Consider the following 21,726-nt stretch of genomic DNA (forward strand, 5'->3'; position numbering starts at 1 on the left):
TCATGACGATCCGGCACACCATCACCGGCGAGATCACCACCACCGGCTACAACGCCGCCGCCCGGCGGATCCTGCTCCAGGACGGCTTCGAAGAGACGCCCGGCTGCGCCTGCCGAGCGACGGAGCCCGGTACGGAGCGGACGCACGGCCCTGCTCGGCAGCCAGCGAGCTGCTCGTCGCCGACCATCCCGTGCACCTGGACCGCGCCCTCGGTCGGCCGGTGAGCGCCGACGGTACGCCCCGGTTGGCCCGGTCGCCGATGTCGGCCCAGTCCGTGATCCGCTCCGAGAGCGGCCAGCCTCTCCAGCGCCTCGCCAACCCCGCCCGCACCGCGCCTGTTGAGGGGGCCTCGTTTTGACCACACCCAGGACGCCTACCAGTCCAGCGCGCACCAAGGGCGGCGAACTACGGGCCAAGGTGGCCCGACTGCTGGCCGACCGGCCGGCGGACACGCTCACCATCGGGGACATGGCCCGGCAGCTGGGCCACTCCCACGGCGCCGTCCGCAACGCCGCCCTCACCCTCGTGCGACGCGGCGAGGCCGACCAAGGCGGAACCGGACAACCGGAGTTCCGCGCGAACGCGAAAACCGCCGCAGCCGCGCAGACCGCTGTGATCAGCCCACCGGGCACCCACTCTCCCCGCGCCCAGGCGGCCACGGCCCGCACGACCACTCCCGCAGCCGCCACACCCAGGCAGACCGGCCCGATCCGCCGCGCGGGGGGCGAGCTCTACCACCCGAGGGAGCTGGCCGATCTGCCCGACGTCGAGGCGTTGAATCGCCTGCGCGACGCCGACGTGCCGGTGTTGCTCTACGGCCCTCCGGGCACCGGCAAGACGTCGCTGGTGGAGGCGGCGTTCCCGGACCTGCTCACCGTCGCCGGTGACGGCGACACCACGGTCGGCGACCTGGTCGGCGAGTACACACAGGCCGACAGCGGAGGCTACGTCTTCCAGTACGGTCCGCTGGTCACCGCGATGACCGAGGGCCGCGCCCTGCTGATCGACGATGCCACTCTGATCTCGCCGATGGTCTTGGCGGCGCTGTATCCCGCGATGGACGGGCGCAGGCAGATCCAGGTCAAGGCCCACAAGGGCGAGACGATCAAGGCCGAGCCGGGCTTCTACGTGGTGGCGGGCCACAATCCCGGGGTCCACGGGGCGGTGTTGACGGAGGCGCTGTCGTCCCGGTTCAGCGTGCAGATTCAGATCGGCACGGACTATGACCTCGCCAAGGCGCTGAGGATCGATGCCCGGGTCGTCCGGGTCGCCAGACACCTCGCCCACCAGGTCGAACTCGGCGAGCTGGGTTGGGCCCCCCAACTGCGAGAGCTGCTGAGCTATCAGAAGACCGAGGCCGTCCTCGGCACCAAGGCCGCGCTCGCGAACCTCGTCGGCATCGCCCCTGCGGAGGATCGCGACGCCGTCGCCGCCGCCATCATCAAGACTGTCGGCGTCACGAAGATCGCGCCCCTCACCCTCGGCAAGCAGCTCCCCGCCTCAGCCGCCCGGCAGCCCCCGGGCAGCACCGTCTCCGCACACCGGGGCCGCTCGCGATGAGCGCCCACCACCACGTCCAGTCCCCCGCCACCACGCCGGAGGACGACGCCGACCTCGCCCGATGGGACGACGACGGCGCCCCGCCCGCGCAACCCCGTTCCTCCCCGGACGCGTGGCTGCGGGTGGGAGCCGAGCTCGGCGACCGGCTCGTCGCCCTCTCCGGCCGCCAGGACCTCCTCGTCACCTGCCGCCCTGGCACGCGCAGCGGCGCACCGGCCGCATACTTCCCCACGCTGGGCGAGGTCGAGTTCGACGCCCGTCTGTTCGCCCCGCTCCAGCCCCACGAGATCCATCCGCAGATCGTGGGCGACGAGGACCGGTACCCCGCCGCCTGGGGCGTGTTCGTCCACGAGGCCGCGCACGCGACCCACTCGGTCTGGACGGTGCCTGCCGGAGCCGACCCCCGTGTCGTCGAGGCCGCGCTGCTGCTGGAGGAGAGCCGTGTCGAAGGTGCGCACCTGGTCACGCGGCCCACGGACCGCACGTACCTGCGCACCAGTGCCCGAACCCTGGTCATGCCCGACATCGCCCACCCCACCCTCCAGGGCATCGAGCACGCCGCCGGTGTGGCCGCCCTGATCCTCGGCCGCCGTGACGTCGGCATCCTGGACGCCGGCGAGACCCGGGCCGTCGCCGATCTGTGCGAAAAGGTACTGGGCGCAAACCTGCTGGCCACCCTCACCCGCATCTGGACCGCAGCCCACCAGACCGCCGACCACGACGCCACCGCCATGCTCGCGCACGCTCAAGAATGGTGCGACGCTCTGGACACCGCGGCCCCCGCCCTGCCCATGCCGGAGAACCTCGCCGACCTGCTGTCCGGTGCCGTGGGGGTCGTCATGGACAGCACGGCAGCCACTGACGCCGCCGACCTCGCGGCACAGGACGCAGCGGCCAACGCCGTGGCCGCGAAGTCCAAGGCGCAGGCTCAGGACCGCGCCCAGCGTGCCGGCCAGCGAAGCAAAGCCGCCGCCACCGCCAAGGGCGTCTTCACCGCCCGTGGCACCGTCCGCCCCGACGGCACACCGGCGCCCCGCAGCAACCCGGTCACCGGTACCCGCAAGCCGACCGCCGCCGAGCAGAGCGCCGCCGCGCGCCTGAGCCGTGCCCTTCGCGCCGCTGCCTACCGCGAGCGGGCCGAGGAACGGACCACCAGCCCCACTCCGCCCGGCCGCCTCAACATGGGCCGTGCCCTCGCCCGCGACGCCCAGCGCGCGGCCGGGTCGGTCCCCACCGCGGAACCGTTCACCCACGTCCGCCGACGGAACTCCCCCACCCCACCGCTGCGTGTGGGTATCGCCGTCGACGTCTCCGGCTCCATGCGTGCCGCCTGCAAGCCCGTCGCGTCCGCTGCCTGGATCGTGGCACGCGCAGCAGCCCTGACCGACCCCGACTCCCGTACCGCCACCATCGCCTACGACCAGCACCTGACCGCACTGACCCGACCCACCCACCGAGCACCAGAGCGCGTGACGACGTTCGACGCCACCGGCGGCCACCACAACCTCGGCGACGCCATCGACGCACTCGACCACGGCCTCGACCTCAGCCGCCCCGGCGCAGGCCGCCTCCTCGTGATCGTCACCGACGCCCGGTACGGCAGCGACGAAACCGCTGCGGCCGTCACCCGCGTCAAGCAGCTCACAACCGCCGGCTGCGCCGTACTCCAACTCACCCTCACCGCAAAGTCCCGCCACTTGCCGGGGACTACCTTGCTGCACCTGCCCCGGCCCTCCAGCGCTCCCGTCGCCATAGCCACGGCGGCCACAGACGCCATCCGCAGGACACGCTGAGACGACGCCGAAGACAGAAAGCAGGAACAACCACGTGGCAATCCGCACCACCTGGAAAATTGTCCACAGCTGTGGACACGAAGTGACGCACGACCTGTCCAACCGTCCCGCCGACCGGCGCGCCGGATTCGCGCGCTGGCTCGAAGGCCGCGACTGCACCGACTGCTGGAAGGCCGCCCGCGAATCCGACACGGAATCCAAGGAGGCATGGCTCGCTGCCAAGCGCGCCGAGGAGCAGCAGGCTGCCCGCGAGTGGGCCGAGCAGTTCGACATGCCGCCGCTCGAAGGCCCCGAGAAGGCGCTCGCCTGGGGCGAGCGCTCCCGTCACCAGCTCGTCACCGCCGCGTACGGCGCGCTGGTGAGCGAGGGCACCTGGGACGAGGGCGACTGGGCCGTCCTGGAAGACAAGATCCGCACCGTCGACCGCGCTGGATGGTGGATCGACCAGCGGGACGCTGAGGGCTCTGACCTGCCCGAACTCCTTGACGCTGCCACGTCCGACGACATCGGTACCGAGAACCCGTTCCGGTAGAACACGAGGCTGTATACCCGACGATCCCCGGTTACCGAAACCGGGGATCGTCCGGATCCTTGTTCCTCCCACCGCCTCCCCGCGTACCTCGTGGAAGGAACCCAGCCGTGCCCGTTTCCCGCCAGCCGCATGCCCCCGGTGACATCGTCACCCCCGACCGGGACATCACCCACGCCCACTTCCGGCCCGGTGACCAAGTCGTCATCCTCAAGGGCACCTCCGGAAGCGAACTGTGGGGCGATGCCTACAAGGTCGTCACCCCCTCGTGGCACACCCCGACCGACGAGGACGGCTGGCGCCTGTTCGACCCGTCCGGAGGCGAGCGCACGTACATCACCGCGCACCCGCGCTACCTCGTCCACCTCTCCAGCCGGTGCCCGGACTGCCTCATCTACCAGCAGGCGCTGCGTACGTACCTGGTCCCGCGCCTGGCTGATGCCGACGAGGACGTCGACTGCGGCTGGTACTCGGTCACCCACCTCAACCAGGTGGTGCACGTCGCCGACGCCCGGAGCGGCCAGTGACCCTGACACTCAGCTCGGAGCGCGCCGCGGCCCTGAACGGTGCGGCCTCGGCGGCCATCGAGGCGATCACCGGGAACCAGTGGCCGACGCTGCTCGCCGAGGCTCTGCGCGAGATCGAGGCGACGTGGCAGGAGTCGGCCGAAGTATGCGCCGACGTCGCCTGGCAGGCCCGTGCCGCCGGCAGCAGCGCTCTGGTCGCGCTCTCCCCCGAGCACGTCACCGACGCCAGTTCCGGCCCCGTGATGTGGCGGACGTACCGGCACCTGTACCTGACCGGTCTTCGCTATGACTTTCGCTGCCGCGACATCGAATCGCTCATGAACAAGGTGCCGGTGAGCGTGCTGAACGAGGATCCTTACAGCGAAGCCCTGTACGGCTTCTCACGGTTGGGGCAGTCACGCTCCGACGGCCTCGCCGTCCTGCACCGGGTCCTCGTGGCCGCACCCGGCCACCCCAAGTCCCTGCACGTCTTGCTGCACGGCGTGTGGCTGGGCACTTTTCTTCCCGGCCGAGCACCCCTGCTGCTGATGCTGGTAGGGCTGCTCCCCAAAGGCGGGCTCGACGATCCGATCGCACTGTTCCGCATGGCCTCGGCACGGCGCGCTCTGGGCCACTATCCCGAGGCCCTCACCGCCATCGACCACGCCCTGGAGCTGCTGCCGCCCGGCGAACTGGCAGTCCACGCCGACCTGGTACGTGAGCGCGCCCTGATCACAACGGCGCACGATCTGGCCCTCCTCATCCCTAACCGACCGGAAACCACCCCGTGATCATCCGAATCGGACAGCGCGACATCAGCGCCGTCGAGCCGCTCACCGAAGCCCTCGGCCGTCCGATCAGCGACCAAGAGGGCCTGACCGACCACACGGTGGTCGCCCACTGCGGCAACCTGGAGGTGTACACCTCCTTCGACGAGGGGCAGGTCTGGACGACCGCCGAGTTCGGCGAGCACCTGGACGACCCCAACTGGTGCCACCCCGACGCCGTCAGTCCGCAGGGCGACCGCCGCGCCATCTGGCACGCGGATGTGCGCCTGCACCCGGACGACCGTGAACTGACCGGCCCCGAGTGGTCCGAGATCGCCCACCGGATCGCCCGCACCGCCGGCATCCAGCGACCCGGTGACGATCAGGGCTGCCGCTGGATCGCCGTTCAGGCACAGCCCGGACGCCTCCATCTGCTCGCCAACCTCATCCGGCCGGACGGCACATGGACAGCGCAGCCACATCGGCTTCTCGCGCTCCTGGCCGCCGAGAGCCGACGCATCGAGACCGAGCTGGACCTCATCTCGCCCTTGACCGGAGGCCCTGACCCGGATTCGGCCGCGCGGTTCGCCCGGCGCGCCACCCCGCTGGCCGACGTGGCTGACGCCACCACGCAACTCGCCGAGCTGCTGGGGCAACTCGCCGACGAGAACACCGGACCGCTGTCCACCGTCCGCGGTCTCGTCGAGCACGCGGCTCATCGCCTCGGTCGTCTTCCGCACGCTCAGGCCCAAGGCAGCGCGCATCAGTTGGAATTGATCGCAAGCCGCCTGCACGGATCCAGCAGGATCTCGATGCCACCGTCGCCGCTCTGCCCACCGCCCCAGCGGCCCCGGCGCGACCGACACTCCCGCCGTACCGGGCAGCGGCAGCCCCCGTCCGGCCCGGCGCCCGCCTTGCCCGCTGACCCGTCAGAAAGAACCCGCACTTGGCCCTTGCCGATCGTTCCCTGACCCTGGGGCGCGACGAGCACTCCGGGGAAGTCCTCGCCCGCGGCGGCGATCCCGAAGCCCACAGCATTCTGCAGCGCACCGGCTTCGTCCCTGTCGTCCGCCTCCACGAGACCTATCACCGCCTGCCCGTGGCCCTCGACGCAGCGGAGGAGAAGCGTCTCGCCATCCGCGCCGTCGCCCGGCTCCGCGCCGTCAGATATCACGTCGAGGCCGACGAAGCCTTCGACACCGAAACGCGCGAGCCTCACTATCTGCCGCTCGGATCACAGGTCGCGCACCTCGCCGAGCAGATCCACGAAGCCACCACCAGCGCCGAGGTCTCCGACGTATTGACCGAGCTGACGGCCTCCCACGACGGCGTGCTAATCGCCCTCGGCGAGGTCCTCACCGCGGCTGCCGCGTTCTATTCCGACCTCGGCCAGACCCCGGATCCGCACACCGCCACGCGGCTGCAGTACCTCGTCGAGCACCGGCTCGGCGTCATCTGGTCCGACCTCACCCACATGCGCAACGACCTCGCCGACCGGCACCAGGACCATCCCCAGCGCCGCGCCTGCGCCGCCGAGGTCGGACCGGACGAACGCGAAGCATCCTCCGTCTGCGCCTGCCCGCCGCCTCCACCGCACCTGGCTACCAGCCCTGTCGCACCGCCTGCCGCGCCTGCCCCCGCGGCACGCCTCCGGCACTGACCCCGCTCCCCTTCCTTGTCTGAGGAGACCATGCACGACCCCACCCCCGACACCGGCCTCGGCTCGTTCGCAGCCGTCCTGGCCGGCGAACTGCCCGGCGACTGGACCAGCACTTACCACCCGGACCGTGGCGGCCTCAACGTCCACCACGTCCTCACCGACCGCGTGTGGGACATGAATGACGTCGCCGACGCCCTGGCCAAACGCAATGTGGACCACTGCGCCGTGCTGCACCGACATGACGGCACCCGCCTCTTCGTCGCCGAGCAGCCGGGCCGCGGCGAGGGATACCTCATCGCCGCCTTGGCCCCCGACGACGCACCGGAGGAGGCGTTCCACGGCGTACGCGAGCCCGACGGTCTCGCGGTCGACCCCGATCCGTTCAGCGCCGCTGATGATGTCATGTTCGACCTGCTGCCCAGGTACTACGTAGCCCTCGCCCAAGTCCGTGGCAACGCCGACCGGCTGGCACTGCCCCAGGCGGAGCCTCAACGCATCGTCATGACCTGGTTTGACGGCTCGCTTATCGTCGACAAGCCCGACCGTCCCGACATCACCTGGGCCCTGGTCGAAAACGGCTTCATGTTCGACCCGGACCGGGACGCCTTCGTACTGTCCGGTGACGACACCGCCCACCAGGCCGCCTTCGCACGAGCTGCTGGGGCCCGACTGAACGAACTGGGCATCGGCGTTGTCCTGCGTCACCCGCAGGCCCGGCCGGCACTGGGCACCGCCTCGGTCGCGCCGCCGACCCCGACGGTCGCCGCCCCGCACCGAAGCCGATGACGCGCCGCGACGACGAACCGACCTTCTTCGCCCTGGACGACGTCACCATCACCCGCGACCCGCGTACCCAGCTGGTCGTCGCGATCGGCGGCGACCCCCGTGCGGCGGTTTCCACTCAGCCCCGAGGGCCGGCCGCGACTACCACCGCCTCCCGCACCACATGCCGGTCGAGCACCAGCGCCATGGCGCCACGGCCGCAGCCCACGCCCTGCTTCTCGCCGGGTACAGCGTCCGTCTCGACCCCTCCCTGAACACCCTGGCCGCTCCCGACGGCGACCGGCAGGCTGCCCGCCGCTAACTCGACCGACTCGCCGAGCGTGCCCGTGCCGCCGAGACCGACCAAGACGTCGCCGCCGTCCTGGCAGAGATCGCCGCCCCGGAGGAGGGGCTGCTCCCGCAGCTGGTGCAGTTCCTGATCTCCACATGGGCGACGTGGGGCGAGCGCCGCGAAGCCGGCCTCGATGAAGGACCGGCGGACCGGCTGATGGAGATCACCAGCAACCTGTCGAACCACGCCCGGCGGATCAAGCAGATCTGCAACCAGGCCGCCCGGCACACCCCGTCGGCCGCCGCTCTCGGAAAGACCGTCCCCCCCTCCAGCCCCCTCGGCCGCGCCGTCTGCGCGACGGCGATAGCCACGACCCGTAGGAGCCACCCTCACGTGGGAAACCGTGCCGACGACGAAGGCACCGACGTCACGATCTACCGCAAGGCCCTGACCGACACCGTCCACGCCGACACCCCAAACCGGAGCACCCGAACAGCTCCTGACCCTGCTCGACCGCCTCGGCTTCGAACGCCAGACTCTGGCCATCGCCGGGCCGGTCTACATCTGGCACGAAGCGCCCGGCCACCTCGACGAGGCCGCGAAGAAGCAGCTCGCCACCCATGCGGTGCCCTGGCTGCACAAGGCCGGATACATGGTCCACATCACCGATGACGTCTGGGACTCCGCCGCCTACTCCGACGCCGCCACGGCGATGCGCAACCAGAACGTCCCGGCACCGCCGCCGGCCGTGGCCGCAGCCCGGACCACCGAGCGTCCGCCAGGCACCCGGCGCCGGTGAGACGACCAGCACCAGGAGCATGCCCCGGCCTCCGCACCGCGTTCTGCGCGTGCGCGCCGTACCCGCTGGCCACCCGACCACGCCGGCCCCGTACTACCGGGGCCGGCACCCGCCCTCACCAGGAGCCCCCGTCACCGACGAACCCGACCGCACACCACCGCCCATCAGCACCAGCCGCAAACCCCGCCTGGCCACCGCTCTGTTCCGCCGATACCTGCGCGCCGTGACCGTCGGCAGCGGTGAACGCACCATTCCGCTGGCCGGCGGACGCCCCGAGGCAGCACTCGACGAAGCCCGCCGCCGCGACGCCCTCCTCCTCGTCGACAGCTACCGCCTCCGCCACCACGACTAACACCCCCGAACCGCCCTGTTCAGGAGGCCCATGACCGACTCGAACCTCCCTTCCGTACAACTGGCTGAAGCCATCGCCAGGCAGCTCGGCCAGCTCCGTCGCCTCCTCGCCCTGGCGCCGCCGCACGAGGCGGTCCAGATCCTGGCAGGCGTCCTCGACTACGACACCGGCATCCTCGGCGAGGTCACCCAACTCGTCGAAACCGGATCGCGTTTCGCGAAGGTCCACTCCGAGCACGGCGTCCTGCCCCCCGAGGTCTGGCTGGCCCTCGGCCGCGCCGCCAACGAACTCGACAGCGTGGGCGGCGACCTCGCCGAACACACCGGCACGATCAAGCAGATGGCCAAGCCCACCGCCCCCTCCAGCAGGCCGACCTCTGCGCCGGTCGCGTCCGCGATGGTCATCAGGCGGCGCCGGTGAAGAAGAACCAGCAGTGGGCCGGCTGGGGCCCCACCAGTCAGCAGCCCCAGCAGCACTACCTCGTCGAGCCCCGCCACCTCGCCGGCGGCGGCGACGTGCGCTACGTCACCGAGTTCCTGCGCGCCTCCGGGTGGAAGGACAGGTCCAAGAACGGCGGACCGGCCGTCTTCGACAGCCCCGACAAGTCCGTGCGCATCGGATACGACCCGTTCACCCAGCCCGGCGGCTGGACCATCAGCGGGAAGCAGACCGCGACGCAGGAGGCATGGCACGCCACCCTCGGCCGCCAAGTCCCCGTCGAGATCGTGGCCGGCGTCACCGACGCGCTCACCCGGCCCCGATCCGCGCACGCCCCCAACGTGTGGGAACCCCTCCAGCAACAGGGCTGGGAAACCGAGCGAGGACAGCACTTCACCGCGCGCAGCCCCGACGGAGACGCGTTCGTCCGCTTTCACCAGTCCGCTCCCGGACAGGCGCACTGGTGGGCTGGCGCCCGCAATGAACACGGCCGGGTGTGGGAGGCCGTGTTCACGCCGACCACACCGATGCACCTCGTACAGGCGTTCAGCACCGCGCTCGCCGATCCGCAGCCGGTGATGCGGCCCCTCGGCCACGTGCCGCCCTCCCAGAAGATCCGCACCACCTCCGTGTCCGTGCTCCCCTCGCAGCTCAGCGCCTGGCAACAGGCCCGGATCACTGCGGCCCGCGCCGCCACCTGGGCCAGCAACGCCTTCGCCACCAACAAGGCGCGCCCTCAAGGCCCCGGAGCACGCCCCTACGCCAAGGCCGGGCGGACGCGGTGAGCCACGAACGCTTCTACTCCCGCGTCAACGGCCCCACCCTGCATCGCGTCAACACCGTCCGCTGGCTGGACGAGGTCTCGCCGCGGCACCTGGCCGGCGGGGGCGACCTCCGGCATGTGACCGAGCACCTGCTCGCGTCCGGCTGGAACAACCACTCGGTGCCCGGCTTCCCGCACGTCCTGCTGGAGAGCCCCGACCACCGCCTGCACCTCACGCTGGAGCCCCAACCCGACGCACACAGCGCCTGGTGGCGGATCCACCCGGCCGAGAACCGCATGTGGTCCGCCCAGTTCGGCGGTCACACGCCCGTCGAGATGATCGCGGGGTTCACCGACGCCCTCGACAGCCCAGCCCCGCACCCAGAAACGGACACGGACCTGTGGCACCTCCCCGCCAGCCGGGGCTGGTCCCGGCTGGCAGGCAGGGAGCAGGCCGCCCTGTCCCCGGACGAAACCGCCCTCCTGTCCCGGGTCTCCGCCATCTCAGAAACACCCCGCTGGCGCTGGACCGTCCAGGTCTCCGTCCCCCTCTCCGACGGGCAGCATCGGTGGATCTGGAACGCCTCTATCGACGAAACCGCTCCGGCCGCCGCGCTCGCCGGATTCGTCACCGCGCTCACCGAGCCCGGCCCGCTGCTGCGCGACGAGGGCCAGACCACGGCCCTCACGTTCGGATACCTCGACTCCCACCGGAGCGTCGTCACCCCGGAACAGCACCGTCGCCGGCATCTGCAGCGCCTCGAAGCCGCTCAGCGTCCCGGCCCGCCCGATCCGTCACCGTCAGCACCGGCCCCGCCCCCTCCCCAGAGGCAGCCCCGCCACAAGAAGCAGCGCTGACCAGGCGCGCCCGTACGCCCTCCTCTTTCCCCCTTCACGAAGGACGTTGATGCCCAACCCCTCTGTGCCCAGCGCGGACCAGGTCGCGCAGGCGACCGCCACCCTGGCCCAGGCCAAGGACTACCTGCGTACCCATCCGCCGGTATCCGACGTACTGCCGCTTCTCGCCGGGCTCCTCGACGAGGACACCGGCGTGCCCATCCTGCTCGGCGATGTCCTGCGCAGCGCCGCGCGCCTCATCGCCCAGCAGACCAGCGCCGAGACCGACGAGATCCGCCTGATCATCACCGGACTCCGGGAGGCCGCCCAGGAGGCCACCGACTGGCATGTCCTGCACTGGGACGTGCAGCGCCTGCGCGGCTACACGTCCGAGGCAGCCGGACAGCCGCCGACCACGTGACGCGTCCCTACATCGCCAGCAAGGCCGACAACCCCTGGTCCCGAATCTGGTTCGACACCACACCCCGCCACCTCGCCGGACCCGGCGACCCGCGCCATGTCACTCAGGCGCTACGAGCCGGCGGATGGAAGAACTTCGGCGACCCCGACTTTCCGCACGTCGTTCTCGCCAGCCCCGATTACCGACACACGCTGGTCCTGGAACCCACACCGGAGACGTACGGCTCCTGGTGGCGCATTTCCTCGACGCAGTGGGGCGGATGGTACGCGTCCTTCGGCGGCAACACGCCCGCCGAGATCATCGCCGGATTCACCGACGCGCTCCTGCGCCCCCTGCCCGACACCGAGCCGGACATCTGGCCCGTGCTGCAGGCGGCCGGCTGGACCTACGAACGCAACGAACGAGGCAACGAACACGCACGTCACCCGGACGGCATCACCACCATGGAGCGGTCGGCCACGCTGACCAGCGACCACTTCGCCTGGACTGCCGAAGTCGCACTGCCCACCGGGCTCGGCGGCCACAACCGGCTGTGGCACGCGTACTTCGACGACCGCACCCCTCGCCACCTGCTCGCAGGCTTCGCCGCCGCCCTCACCGATCCGGTCCCCATCTCCCGTGGCCACTACGACGTCCCCCACTCCCACCTGGTCATGCAGGTGGAACGCGGAGCCCAGGGTGATCAGCTCGCTGCCGCCCACGACGCGCGGCTGAAGGCCATCCGGACCGCCGCCCGCAAGACCCGCCGCACTTCCGCACCCACCACACGTCCGGCCTCGGCGCCCGGCGCCGAGGCGACCGCGCCCGCGGCCCGAAGCCGCTGAACGGTGCGGAGCGGCCCCCAACCGCTCCGCACCCGCCCCGACCACAACCGCACGCCCGAAGGCCCTTCTTGACGATCTCACTCGAACCCGGGAGCCAGGAGCACCGGCTCTACCTGAGCCAGCTCGCGCTCTACCTGCGGCACAGCCGGCAGATCCTCACTGCCTGGGACCACTACTCCGCCCGGCACTCCGACCCCGAAACGTTCCAGCCCCACGACGAGGACGCATACGGCCTGCGCCAGCAGCAACGCGACGCCCACACCCTGGCCGCTTTCGGCCGCGTCTACTACCACGCCGACGAACTGGTGCATGTCGCCGAACAGCAGCTCGCCCAGCTGTCGGTATCCGACCGTACGCGGCGCTTCGCCTGGCAGGTACGGGAACTGCATGAGGCCACGGAATGCCTGTACGCCGTCCACGACGACTGGCTTACCGTACGCGCCGCGCTGCCCGAGAGCGCCCGGCCCGGCACGGCGGCGTACGAGGAACCGCTCGCCGAGAGCTACGCGGAAGCATGGCACTACCTGGACCAGTGGGCGATCCACGGCCAGGCCCTCTTCGCCGTCAACGCGCTGGCCGAACGGCAGTCGAAGACCGGCGCACCCACGGCGGTCGCCGCCCCTCCGGCACCCACCGCTGCTGCCCCTGTACGGCGGTGGGCACCGTGACCGAGTCCATCGAGCAGACGCTCATATCGCCCCGCTATCTGGCCGGTAGCGGCGACCCGGCTTGGGTCACTGTTCCCCTCCGCCGTGCCTGCGGCTGGAGCACCGCCGGAGATCCGCTGGTGCCGCGGGTCATCCTCACCAGCCCCGACCAGCTAGCCCAGCTGCGGATCGTGCCGGACCCGGACCCGGCCGAGCCGTGGTGGACCCTGCGTCATGCGCATCACGGCGGTCAACGCGCCTGGGAGATCACCTTCGACGCCCAGACTCCGGTCGAGATCATCGCCGCGGTCACCGACACGCTCACCGCCCCCGCCCCATCGCCGACGGCGTCGGTCGACCCATACGATCCGCTGCGCACGGCGGGCTGGCATGCTTCCCACCACCACGACGGTCGCACCTCACCCAAGGGGATGACTTCCCCCGACGGCCTGGCACGGGTCGACCGGATCGTCGACGAGAGCGGACGCAGCGCCGGCTGGATCGTCGAAACGTCCGTCCATCACCTCCCCGCCATCTGGCGCGCGTATGCAGACGGCAACACCCCCTCCCACGTGGCCTCCGCGTTCTTCGGCGCGCTGGCCGACACGACGCCCCTCATCCGGCATCCACACCGCGTTCCCCCTCTGGCCGTCACTCACGGCAGTACCAGCACACGGCAGGTCAGCGCAGAGTCCGTCGCCTTCGCGCTCAGGAACCGCACCACCGCCCTCGCCCAGCGGAACCCCGCAGTGCCGCCGTCGGCGCCTCCCGCTCCGCCGCACGCCCCCACGGCGCGTCGAGCCCGCTGAACGGCACCCCCGCGCCCCACCTCCACGCTCCCTGGAACAGTCCCTTGCCCCAGCCCAACTCCACGTCCACCGACGGATACGACATAGCCTTCCGCGTCCTGGGCGTCGCCCTTGCCATCGCGGTCCCCCTGGCCAACCTGTCCTGGGTGGGCGGCACCATCACCGCCCGGATCACCGACGCCGACACCGGTGCCCCGTACCAGCCCGTCGCCGCCCTGCTCCATCCCGAGCAGCTGTGGCCCCACCTCGGTGCAACGTCCCTACTGATCGGGACACGCATCGTTCCCGGCGCCCTGCTGCTGTCCCTCGCCGTCACCGCCGCCGTGCTCTACAAGCGGCACAAGGACGGCGGAAGCCGACGCAAGAAGCGCGTCGTGGGCATGGCCAAACACAAGGACATCGAACCCCTGATGTCCAAGGCCATCACCGCCAAGGCCCGCTCTCTACGCCCGAGTTTGAAGGACGCCAAGCACATCGAGGCAGCCGATTCCGGCATCCTGCTCGGCAACCTCCAGGGCACCAAGTACGAGGTGCGGATGGGATACGAGGACGTGGCCGTCGCGATCATGGCGCCCCGCTCCGGAAAGACGACCAGCCTGGCGATCCCCTCCATCCTGGCCGCTCCCGGCCCTGTCCTGCTCACCTCCAACAAGGCCGCCGGGGATGCCTACACCGCGACGATCGACGCACGGGCAGCCGTCGGCCGGACCTGGTCGATGGACCCGCAGCAGATCGCCCACGCCGAACGAGCGATGTGGTGGAATCCCCTGGCCGACGCCAAAACCCTCGACGGTGCCGGGCGCCTTGCCGGCCACTTCCTCGCCGCCAGCGTCGACGCCAGTCAGCAGGGTGACTTCTGGTCCAAGGCCGGGTCGAACATCCTGAGCCAGCTGTTCTTGGCAGCCGCGCTCGCCGAGAGGCCGATCACCGACGTGATGGCCTGGCTCGCCTTCCCCGCCGACCGAACCCCGCTCGACATCCTGCGTGACCACGGCTTCGCCGCAGTCGCCGCTCAGCTCAAGGGGACGGTGGAGGGGCCGCCCGAGACACGCGACGGCATCTACGAGACGGCCCGCCAGTACGCCGCAGCCCTCCTCAACACGGAGATCGCCGCCTGGGTCACCCCACAGAAGAACGTGCCGGAGTTCACGCCGTCCACGTTCGTCACCTCGAAGGACACGCTCTACCTGCTGTCGAAGGACGGCGGAGGCGGTGCCAGCGCACTGATCGCCGCGTGCGCGGACAGCGTGATGCGGGCCGCGACCGCTCAGGCCGAACGTGCTGGTGGACGCCTCGACCCGCCGATGCTCGCGATCCTCGACGAGGCCGCGAACGTGTGCAAGATCTCAGACTTGCCTGACCTGTACTCCCACCTCGGCTCGCGGGGCATCATCCCGATGACGATCCTGCAGTCCTACCGCCAGGGCCAGAAAGTGTGGGGCGACGCCGGCATGGACGCCATGTGGAGCGCCTCCACCATCAAGGTCATCGGCTCCGGCATCGACGACCCGGACTTCGCGGACAAGCTGTCCCGCCTGATCGGCGACCACGATGTCGAGACGACCTCAACCTCGACCTCGGATTCGGGGAAGTCCACCTCCGTGTCGATGCGGCAGGAACGAATCCTGGCCGCCGACGCCATCCGCGCCCTGCCCAAGGGCACCGCGCTCGCGTTCGCCACCGGCCTGCGAGCGGCCATGCTCGACCTGCGCCCCTGGTATCTCGAGCCCGGCGCCCGCGAACTCTCCGCCGCCTCCGCCCGCGCGTCCAAGGGCATCACCGAACGCGCTGTCGCCAAGGCGGTACCGAAGCAGAGCGACTTCGGCCCGGCCGCTTAACCCGTCACCGCGCCGGCCGTTCCGCCCCACTCGACTGGAGAAGAGACTCATCGCCCCCTGCCCGCCCGTGCGGCGGCGCTCATGACCGAGCCGCCCGCCGAAGCCCTGCTGTTCGACGTCCCGCCGCCGCCCACCCCCGTCGAGCGGCTGCTCCATCTGGCCGACCAGTACACCCAGCACAATGACGCGCTCGATCTCCTCCTGCGCACCACCGCCCCGTCCGGGCCGGACACCCACGCCGCCTCGGCGCTGCGCCTGGCAACCGACACCCAGTCCGCGATCAAGGCGATCCAAGGTGAACGGCTCTACGAGAGCGTGGAGCTGGCCGAGACGGTCATGCGTCTGCAGCAGCTCGCCTTCCTCGCCACCGCCTCCGGGGACCTTCGTGCCGGGACGGCTCGCGGGCTGACCGCCCTGGCCCCGGAAGCGGCCGTTAGTTGCGCGGTGGCCTTGGCCGCCGAGACGCGCAGGCGCCGCTGGGCCTCCGCTCCGGTCGCCGAACAACGGCTGACTGCCGTTCAGAGCGACGCCTTGGCCGAGATCGCCCGCGGGCACGTCGTGGCCGGCAGCTCTCTCGACCGCGAATTCACACGCTCCCGCGAGCCCAAGGTACTGATGAGCACCCTGCGTGCCCTGGAGGCGAAGGGCCTGGTCGAGAGAACCACGAACTCGGCGCACGCCGCCTACGTCGGCGGCCCGCCCCAGGACCGCGTACGCCTCACCGCGGCAGGCATCACCTCCCTCGCCTCGGTCATCGAACTGCCCCCGGCAAGGCCGAGCGCCGCGCCCGGGACGACGCCCCGCCCCCTCCCGGCCACCGCGCAGGCCACCGCCCGAAGCCGCTGAACCATCAAGCAGTTCGCCGAGCAGCTCCGCAACGCCGCCGAAATCCTCGAATGGGCACGCAACCACGCCCACTGGCGTCAACTCCCCACCTTCGCCTGGGAATGGCTTCGCGACGCCACGGACCGTATACGCGCCCTCGCCGACGGCCTCGACACCGTTTATCGCGCCTTCACCGCCGAACCACCTGCACGCGCGGCGCCGCCCCAGCCAGCCCCCCATCCCGCCGCACAACGCACCGCCGCAACTACGTCCACCCCGTCAGTCGACCGTCGCCGCTGACCTGCGACGTCCCAATCACTGAGAAGGACACATCCTGGCAACCGCCAACCGCCTCCACACGCTCCTCACCCAACCCCGGTGCGCACTGGGAGTGTTCCTCCCAGCCGGCGTGCACCAGACGGACGTCCAGTGCCGCCAGCTCGATCACCTCGCCCAGTCCGGGGCCGACCTGTTCGAGATCGGCCTGCCCTGTGCCAACCCGGCCCTCGACGGCCTCCTCATCCGGTCCGCCTACCACCGCGCCCTGCTCAAGGGGGACGTCATCGACCGCACCGTCCGCGCCGTGGCACACGCCGCGTCGCTGCGGCCGACGGTGGTCATGACCTACTGGGAACCCGTCCGCCGCCACGGTCCCGAACACCTGGCTCGCCTGCTCGCCGACGCGGGAGCGGCGGGAGTGATGGTTGTCGACCTGCCTCGCGACGAGACGCTCCGCTGGCACCACGCCGCCCACACCGCCCACACCGCAGGACTGTCCGCGCCGCGTCTCGTCCCGCGCGCCACTCAGGACACCGACCTTCCTGCCGCGGTCGACGGCGCGTCCGGCTGGCTCTACGCACCCGCAAGCACCGGCCCCACCGGCTACCAGGGCCCGCTCGACCTGACGGCCCTCGACACCTTCATCCAGCGGCTGCGCACCGCGAGCCCACTGCCCGTGGTCTCTGGCGTGGGCATCTCCAGCCCCGGCCTCGCCGCCAGCGTGGCGCCACTGGTCGACGCCGTCGTCATCGGCACGCCCATCGTCCGGGCCCTGCTGTCGGACCCGGCCCCGGCCGGATCCGTGACAGCCGCCTTCGCCCAGGCCCTGCGCACCCGGATCGGCACGGCACCCGATGCCTGAGACCCTAAGCGCCCACGATGCTCTTGATCAGATCGCGGCCGACGCACGCTCCCTTCAGCAGTCCCTGCGCCACACCCCCATCGACTGCGCGCGGGTCCTGACCGCCCGGGTCATCGAAGCCCAGGCACTCGCAGCTAATGCGCTACACCTCTTCCTCGGCCTGGAGCTGGAGCCGTCGCACGACTCGTCCGCGCAGCTGCTCCGCCTCGACCGTGTGGCACGCACCGCCAAGGCGGCCCAGGACGCGAGCGCGGAACTGACCGCCGCCCTGGCGCGCGCCGTCGAGAACCAGCGCCGCAGAGCCTACGCCGCGACGTCTCCGCCGGTGCTGCTCCGGCCCACTCCGCAGCAGTTCGTCGCCTCGGCCGCCGACCTGCTCGACGGCCTCCTCACCCTGTGCCGCCCGCTGCGCCGAGACCACTCCCAGCCGCCCGCCGCACTCGTACCCGCACCGCCAGCGAGCTGAGGCCCCTCCGCTCCCCACGCCCTCCAGGACCCACCATCACCGAACAGCCCCAGTTCCGCGCCCTGTCCCTGGGCGCCGGAGTCCAGTCCAGCACCCTGCTCGCCCTGTCCGCCGAAGGCGTCCTTCCCAAGGTCGATTACGCGATCTTTGCCGACACCGGATGGGAGCCCCGCGCCGTCTATGACCACCTCGACCGCTTGGAGCGTGAGATAGCCGCCTCGGCTGGCATCCCCGTCCTGCGCGTGTCCACCGGCAACATCCGGAACGACGCCCTCGACCCGCACCACCGTTTCGCCTCCATGCCGCTCCACATCCTCAACCAGGACGGCAAGGCCGGGATGGCCCGACGGCAGTGCACCGGCGAATATAAGATCAAACCAATAAAGAAGCAGGTCAGAGCACTCCTCGGCTACCCCTACCCCGCCCGGATCCCGCGGGAGGTGTTCGTCGAGCAGTGGGTCGGCATCTCGACCGACGAGTTCCACCGCGCCAAGGACGCGGACGTGAAGTACATGCGCAACCGGCACCCGCTCATCGACATGGGCTGGTCGCGCACCGACTGCATCCGGTACCTGGCTTCGCTCAACCTGGCGGACACCCCCAAGAGCAGCTGCCTGGGATGTCCCTTCCACGGCAACGCGCAATGGCGCCACATTCGCGACACCTCGCCTGCCGAGTGGGCGGACGTGGTGGCCTTCGACGACGCCATCCGCCAGGGCAACGCTCGCGCGAAGGCCAACGGCAACCGACTGCTGGGCGAGGCGTTCCTGCACCGCTCCCGCCTCCCTCTCGGGCAAGCCCCGATCGATCACGTCACGGCCGCCGAATGGGCCGCCATCCGCCAGGAACTCGGAGGTGACAAAGGCCCCGCCACTCTGGAAGAAGGCGTCACAGACGGCTGCTCGCCCTGGGCCTGCCGCGGCGACGCGGACCCGCTGACGCAGGACGACTTCGGGCTGGCCACGTGATCGTGCTCGACCTGTTCGCCGGCCCCGGCGGCTGGAGCCACGCCCTGACCATCCTCGGGGTGCGCGAACTCGGCCTGGAACGGGACGAGTGGGCCTGCAAGACCCGCGCGGCGGCACATCAGTTGACCATCCGCACCGACGTCGCCATGTACCCGGTGGGGCCCTTCCTCGGAAGAACCACCGGACTCATCGCCAGCCCGCCCTGCCAGGCATGGTCGATGGCCGGCAAACGCCTCGGACTCCTCGACCAGCCCTTGGTCCACCAGGCCGTCGCCGATCTCTCCCTCGGCCGCGACACCCGCGAACAGCTCCTCACCGCCTGCCAAGACGAGCGCTCCCTGCTCGCCGCCGAGCCCATGCGCTACCTGCACGCCCTGCACCAGCACGGCCAGCCCGAGTGGATCGCGATGGAGGAAGTCCCCGACGTCCTGCCCTTGTGGCGTCAGTACGCCGCGATCCTGCGCAGCTGGGGCTTCTCGGTGTGGACCGGGATCCTGAACGCGGCGGACTACGGAGTACCGCAGACGAGACGGCGCGCAATTCTGCTCGCCTCCCGCACCCGCACCGCCGAGCCGCCGCCGCCCACACACGCCAAGGTCGCCGAGCCGGAGTCGCTGTTCGGGCCGGGCCGCGCCCGGTGGGTGTCCATGGCCGAAGCCCTCGGCTGGGGCGCCACCGACCGACCGGTGCCGACCGTGTGCGCCGGCGGAGGCCCGGGAGGCGGCCCGGAGCCCTTCCCGTCGGGATCACGCAAGACCCTCAGCGACGCCCGCGACCGCGGAACCTGGAAGCCCCAGAGCACCCTCATCCTGCAGTCCCGCCGGGAAGGCGCGGGGTGGACGGCTCGGCACGGTGCCTGGGAGAACCGGCCGACCGACGAGCCTGCCCCCACATTCACCGGCGAAGCACACCGCTGGTCATGGTCACTGCGCAGCAACAACCAGTCCAACGCGACCGTACGCCGGTCCGACGAGCCGGCCGGCACCCTGTTCTTCGGTCATCGAGCGAACGAATGCGTCTGGATCGCCGAACCCGCTCCCAGCACCACCGGCGAGCAGCAGTCGGCGCCGGAGTCCATCCGGATCACCGCCCACGAAGCCGGCCGCCTGCAGACCTTTCCCGCCGACTACCCCTGGGCCGGGAACAAGGGCCAGGTCTTCGGCCAGATCGGCAACGCGGTGCCGCCCCGGCTCGCCGCCCATCTGCTGGCCCCGCACCTCGGCAAGGCCCTCCACCCCGACGACGTCACCCTGGCCGCGTAGATGCCCCACTCCACCGACCCGTACGAGGACGACCTGGACGACCTCCCTTCTCCGCGGCCCGTCCACTACGCAGAGCAGTCCCTGCTCGGTGCGCTCCTCCTGGACCCCTACCGGCTTCCCGACATCCGTGGCCTGGAAGCGGAGCAGTTCAGCAACCACGCCCACGGCGCTCTCTTCCAGGCCATGCGCACGGTGCCGCTGCCCGAGCCGGAGGCCCACCGCTCCGATCCCGCCTGGCTCAACTCCGTCCTCGACGCGGCCCGCCCCCATGCCCCCGGGCTGACCGTCTCCTACCTCCACACCCTCGTCCAGGTCTGCCCGTGGCCCCAGCACGCGCCGACGTACGCCCGGATGATCCACTCCGATCACGCCCGGCGCACGCTGCTCATGCACGCCCAGCGACTCGCCCAGACCGCGACCGACGCCACCCTGCCCCACCGGGCCGTCGCCGCCCTGGCCCAGGCCGACGCCCTCGCACAGTTCCTGGACACGCTCGCCGGACAGTTCGCCCCGCACCCCGGTTCCCTGCCGCGCACCGTCCTGCCGAAACAGCCCACGGCGCGCAGCAGCGAGGAAGTCCTCGACGAGGAACGACTCCTCCTCGCCACCGCCACTGCGCACCCGACAGCGCTGAAGGGCATGCGCTGGCTCCAGCCCGACGATTTCGCGCACTCCCTGCACGCAACCCTGTGGCAGTGCCTGACCTCGCTGGTCCACCGCGCAGAGCCCGTGGACCCGGTCACCGTGCTCTGGGAAGCCCAGCACCGCGGACTTCTCACGGCCGGTGACCTCGCCGCCGGTGACCTGATGGCTCTGGTCTCCACACCCGTCGGGTCAGCCGAGTACTGGGGTGAACGCATCCTTCAACGCGCCCTGCTGACCCGCGCTTGCGACGTCGCCACACGGATCGCCACCTACGCCGAGGACCCGGCCAACACCCCGCACCAACTGATCACCGGCAGCCGCCGTGCCCTGGCCGACCTCACCGCCCTGCGCACCCGCTGGCAGCTCAGCACCGCCCCCACACCACCGACGACTCCTCGTGCCCCGCGCAGCCCGGCCGTCTCCCGCGCCGGTCCGCCGCCCCGAGCCACGACAGCACGAGCACACCGATGACTCCCGATCCGGCCGACCCGCGCCGGCCGGAGCCGCGAAACGAGACCAGATTGCCGCACCCCGAAGCCGACCCTCACATCCGCCTCGACCTACCAGGACCGCTCAAGCGCCGTCACCATCACAGGCACCCCCACCCGCACGATCCACGCCCTTCTCACCATCCACGGCTTCGAGTCGCTGGACGAACAGACGATGGTCATGGCACGCATCGACCGCGAGGACCCGCACTACGCCGAGCAAGCCGCACGCGCCCTGCAAGCCGAGAACATCACCGTGGACATCACCCCCGAGCTGCGCGACGAGCGGAGAACCTCGCCCAAGGAACCGGCACCCGCCAACCCCAGCCAACCA

26 protein-coding genes are annotated in these 21,726 nt (G+C 71.0%); 25 read left to right on the top strand and 1 reads right to left on the bottom strand.

Going from position 1 to position 21,726, the window contains the following annotated elements; all coding sequences use genetic code 11:
* The first annotated feature begins 2 nt into the window (after positions 1-2).
* From RI578_RS09810 to RI578_RS09850, 9 genes are all read left to right on the top strand, one after another.
* Positions 3-224: a hypothetical protein gene (locus RI578_RS09810; protein ID WP_310875720.1), complete on the top strand. Its 222-nt coding sequence runs from the start codon at positions 3-5 to the stop codon at positions 222-224.
* Positions 225-417: 193 nt separating this feature from the next.
* Entirely contained in the window at positions 418-1,560 is a 1,143-nt protein-coding gene (locus RI578_RS09815; RefSeq protein WP_267080836.1) for an AAA family ATPase, read from the top strand.
* Positions 1,557-3,353 (top strand): hypothetical protein, encoded by a 1,797-nt coding sequence (locus tag RI578_RS09820; protein WP_310870738.1) that lies wholly within the window; start codon positions 1,557-1,559, stop codon positions 3,351-3,353. The genes RI578_RS09815 and RI578_RS09820 overlap by 4 nt, the downstream gene beginning before the upstream one ends.
* A gap of 82 nt (positions 3,354-3,435) precedes the next feature.
* Entirely contained in the window at positions 3,436-3,885 is a 450-nt protein-coding gene (locus RI578_RS09825) for a hypothetical protein (RefSeq protein WP_310875721.1), read from the top strand.
* A gap of 107 nt (positions 3,886-3,992) precedes the next feature.
* Positions 3,993-4,409: a hypothetical protein gene (locus tag RI578_RS09830; protein ID WP_310870739.1), complete on the top strand. Its 417-nt coding sequence runs from the start codon at positions 3,993-3,995 to the stop codon at positions 4,407-4,409.
* Positions 4,406-5,179, top strand: coding sequence for a tetratricopeptide repeat protein (locus tag RI578_RS09835; RefSeq protein WP_310870740.1), 774 nt, complete (start codon positions 4,406-4,408; stop codon positions 5,177-5,179). The genes RI578_RS09830 and RI578_RS09835 overlap by 4 nt, the downstream gene beginning before the upstream one ends.
* Positions 5,176-6,126: a hypothetical protein gene (locus RI578_RS09840; RefSeq protein ID WP_310870741.1), complete on the top strand. Its 951-nt coding sequence runs from the start codon at positions 5,176-5,178 to the stop codon at positions 6,124-6,126. The genes RI578_RS09835 and RI578_RS09840 overlap by 4 nt, the downstream gene beginning before the upstream one ends.
* A complete protein-coding gene (locus RI578_RS09845) occupies positions 6,102-6,815 on the top strand; it encodes a hypothetical protein (protein ID WP_310870742.1) in 714 nt (237 codons plus the stop codon). The genes RI578_RS09840 and RI578_RS09845 overlap by 25 nt, the downstream gene beginning before the upstream one ends.
* A 30-nt stretch (positions 6,816-6,845) precedes the next feature.
* Positions 6,846-7,601 (top strand): hypothetical protein, encoded by a 756-nt coding sequence (locus tag RI578_RS09850; protein WP_310870743.1) that lies wholly within the window; start codon positions 6,846-6,848, stop codon positions 7,599-7,601.
* Positions 7,602-7,716: 115 nt separating this feature from the next.
* Here the strand turns inward: RI578_RS09850 and RI578_RS09855 are convergent, their stop codons facing one another.
* Positions 7,717-8,334, bottom strand: a complete 618-nt coding sequence (locus RI578_RS09855) for a hypothetical protein (protein ID WP_310870744.1) — start codon at positions 8,332-8,334, stop codon at positions 7,717-7,719.
* Positions 8,335-8,494: 160 nt separating this feature from the next.
* Between RI578_RS09855 and RI578_RS09860 the strand changes: the two genes are divergently transcribed.
* The 16 genes from RI578_RS09860 (at position 8,495) to RI578_RS09935 (ending at position 21,375) form a co-directional block, all read left to right on the top strand.
* Positions 8,495-8,668, top strand: a complete 174-nt coding sequence (locus tag RI578_RS09860; RefSeq protein ID WP_310870745.1) for a hypothetical protein — start codon at positions 8,495-8,497, stop codon at positions 8,666-8,668.
* A gap of 19 nt (positions 8,669-8,687) precedes the next feature.
* Positions 8,688-9,020 carry a hypothetical protein gene (locus RI578_RS09865; RefSeq protein WP_143685089.1) on the top strand — a complete coding sequence of 111 codons (333 nt, stop codon included), beginning with the start codon at positions 8,688-8,690 and terminating at the stop codon, positions 9,018-9,020.
* Between the two features lie 30 nt (positions 9,021-9,050).
* A complete protein-coding gene (locus tag RI578_RS09870) occupies positions 9,051-9,440 on the top strand; it encodes a hypothetical protein (protein WP_310870746.1) in 390 nt (129 codons plus the stop codon).
* Positions 9,437-10,243 carry a DUF317 domain-containing protein gene (locus RI578_RS09875; protein ID WP_124264737.1) on the top strand — a complete coding sequence of 269 codons (807 nt, stop codon included), beginning with the start codon at positions 9,437-9,439 and terminating at the stop codon, positions 10,241-10,243. Before RI578_RS09870 ends, RI578_RS09875 begins: the two co-directional genes overlap by 4 nt.
* Entirely contained in the window at positions 10,240-11,079 is an 840-nt protein-coding gene (locus RI578_RS09880) for a DUF317 domain-containing protein (protein WP_310870747.1), read from the top strand. The genes RI578_RS09875 and RI578_RS09880 overlap by 4 nt, the downstream gene beginning before the upstream one ends.
* A 49-nt stretch (positions 11,080-11,128) precedes the next feature.
* Positions 11,129-11,479 carry a hypothetical protein gene (locus RI578_RS09885; RefSeq protein WP_310870748.1) on the top strand — a complete coding sequence of 117 codons (351 nt, stop codon included), beginning with the start codon at positions 11,129-11,131 and terminating at the stop codon, positions 11,477-11,479.
* Complete coding sequence (locus RI578_RS09890; protein ID WP_310870749.1) at positions 11,476-12,303, top strand: DUF317 domain-containing protein; 828 nt, start codon at positions 11,476-11,478, stop codon at positions 12,301-12,303. The genes RI578_RS09885 and RI578_RS09890 overlap by 4 nt, the downstream gene beginning before the upstream one ends.
* Before the next feature lie 68 nt (positions 12,304-12,371).
* Positions 12,372-12,971, top strand: coding sequence for a hypothetical protein (locus RI578_RS09895; protein ID WP_310870750.1), 600 nt, complete (start codon positions 12,372-12,374; stop codon positions 12,969-12,971).
* Positions 12,968-13,759 carry a DUF317 domain-containing protein gene (locus RI578_RS09900; protein ID WP_310870751.1) on the top strand — a complete coding sequence of 264 codons (792 nt, stop codon included), beginning with the start codon at positions 12,968-12,970 and terminating at the stop codon, positions 13,757-13,759. Before RI578_RS09895 ends, RI578_RS09900 begins: the two co-directional genes overlap by 4 nt.
* A gap of 44 nt (positions 13,760-13,803) precedes the next feature.
* The gene (locus RI578_RS09905) at positions 13,804-15,597 is read left to right on the top strand and encodes a TraM recognition domain-containing protein (RefSeq protein WP_310870752.1); all 1,794 of its coding nucleotides are present in this window, start codon (positions 13,804-13,806) and stop codon (positions 15,595-15,597) included.
* 81 nt (positions 15,598-15,678) lie between these two features.
* Positions 15,679-16,443 carry a hypothetical protein gene (locus RI578_RS09910; protein WP_310870753.1) on the top strand — a complete coding sequence of 255 codons (765 nt, stop codon included), beginning with the start codon at positions 15,679-15,681 and terminating at the stop codon, positions 16,441-16,443.
* Between the two features lie 313 nt (positions 16,444-16,756).
* Entirely contained in the window at positions 16,757-17,563 is an 807-nt protein-coding gene (gene trpA / locus RI578_RS09915) for a tryptophan synthase subunit alpha (protein ID WP_310875722.1), read from the top strand.
* Positions 17,556-18,029 (top strand): hypothetical protein, encoded by a 474-nt coding sequence (locus tag RI578_RS09920; RefSeq protein ID WP_310870754.1) that lies wholly within the window; start codon positions 17,556-17,558, stop codon positions 18,027-18,029. Before trpA ends, RI578_RS09920 begins: the two co-directional genes overlap by 8 nt.
* A 95-nt stretch (positions 18,030-18,124) precedes the next feature.
* The gene (locus RI578_RS09925; protein WP_310875723.1) at positions 18,125-18,997 is read left to right on the top strand and encodes a hypothetical protein; all 873 of its coding nucleotides are present in this window, start codon (positions 18,125-18,127) and stop codon (positions 18,995-18,997) included.
* Entirely contained in the window at positions 18,994-20,259 is a 1,266-nt protein-coding gene (locus RI578_RS09930) for a DNA cytosine methyltransferase (RefSeq protein WP_310870755.1), read from the top strand. Before RI578_RS09925 ends, RI578_RS09930 begins: the two co-directional genes overlap by 4 nt.
* Positions 20,260-21,375 (top strand): DnaB-like helicase N-terminal domain-containing protein, encoded by a 1,116-nt coding sequence (locus RI578_RS09935; RefSeq protein ID WP_053928787.1) that lies wholly within the window; start codon positions 20,260-20,262, stop codon positions 21,373-21,375. It abuts the gene before it with no gap.
* Positions 21,376-21,726 lie beyond the last annotated feature (351 nt).

Source organism: Streptomyces sp. BB1-1-1 (genome assembly GCF_031597775.1).
Lineage (GTDB): Bacteria > Actinomycetota > Actinomycetes > Streptomycetales > Streptomycetaceae > Streptomyces > Streptomyces thinghirensis.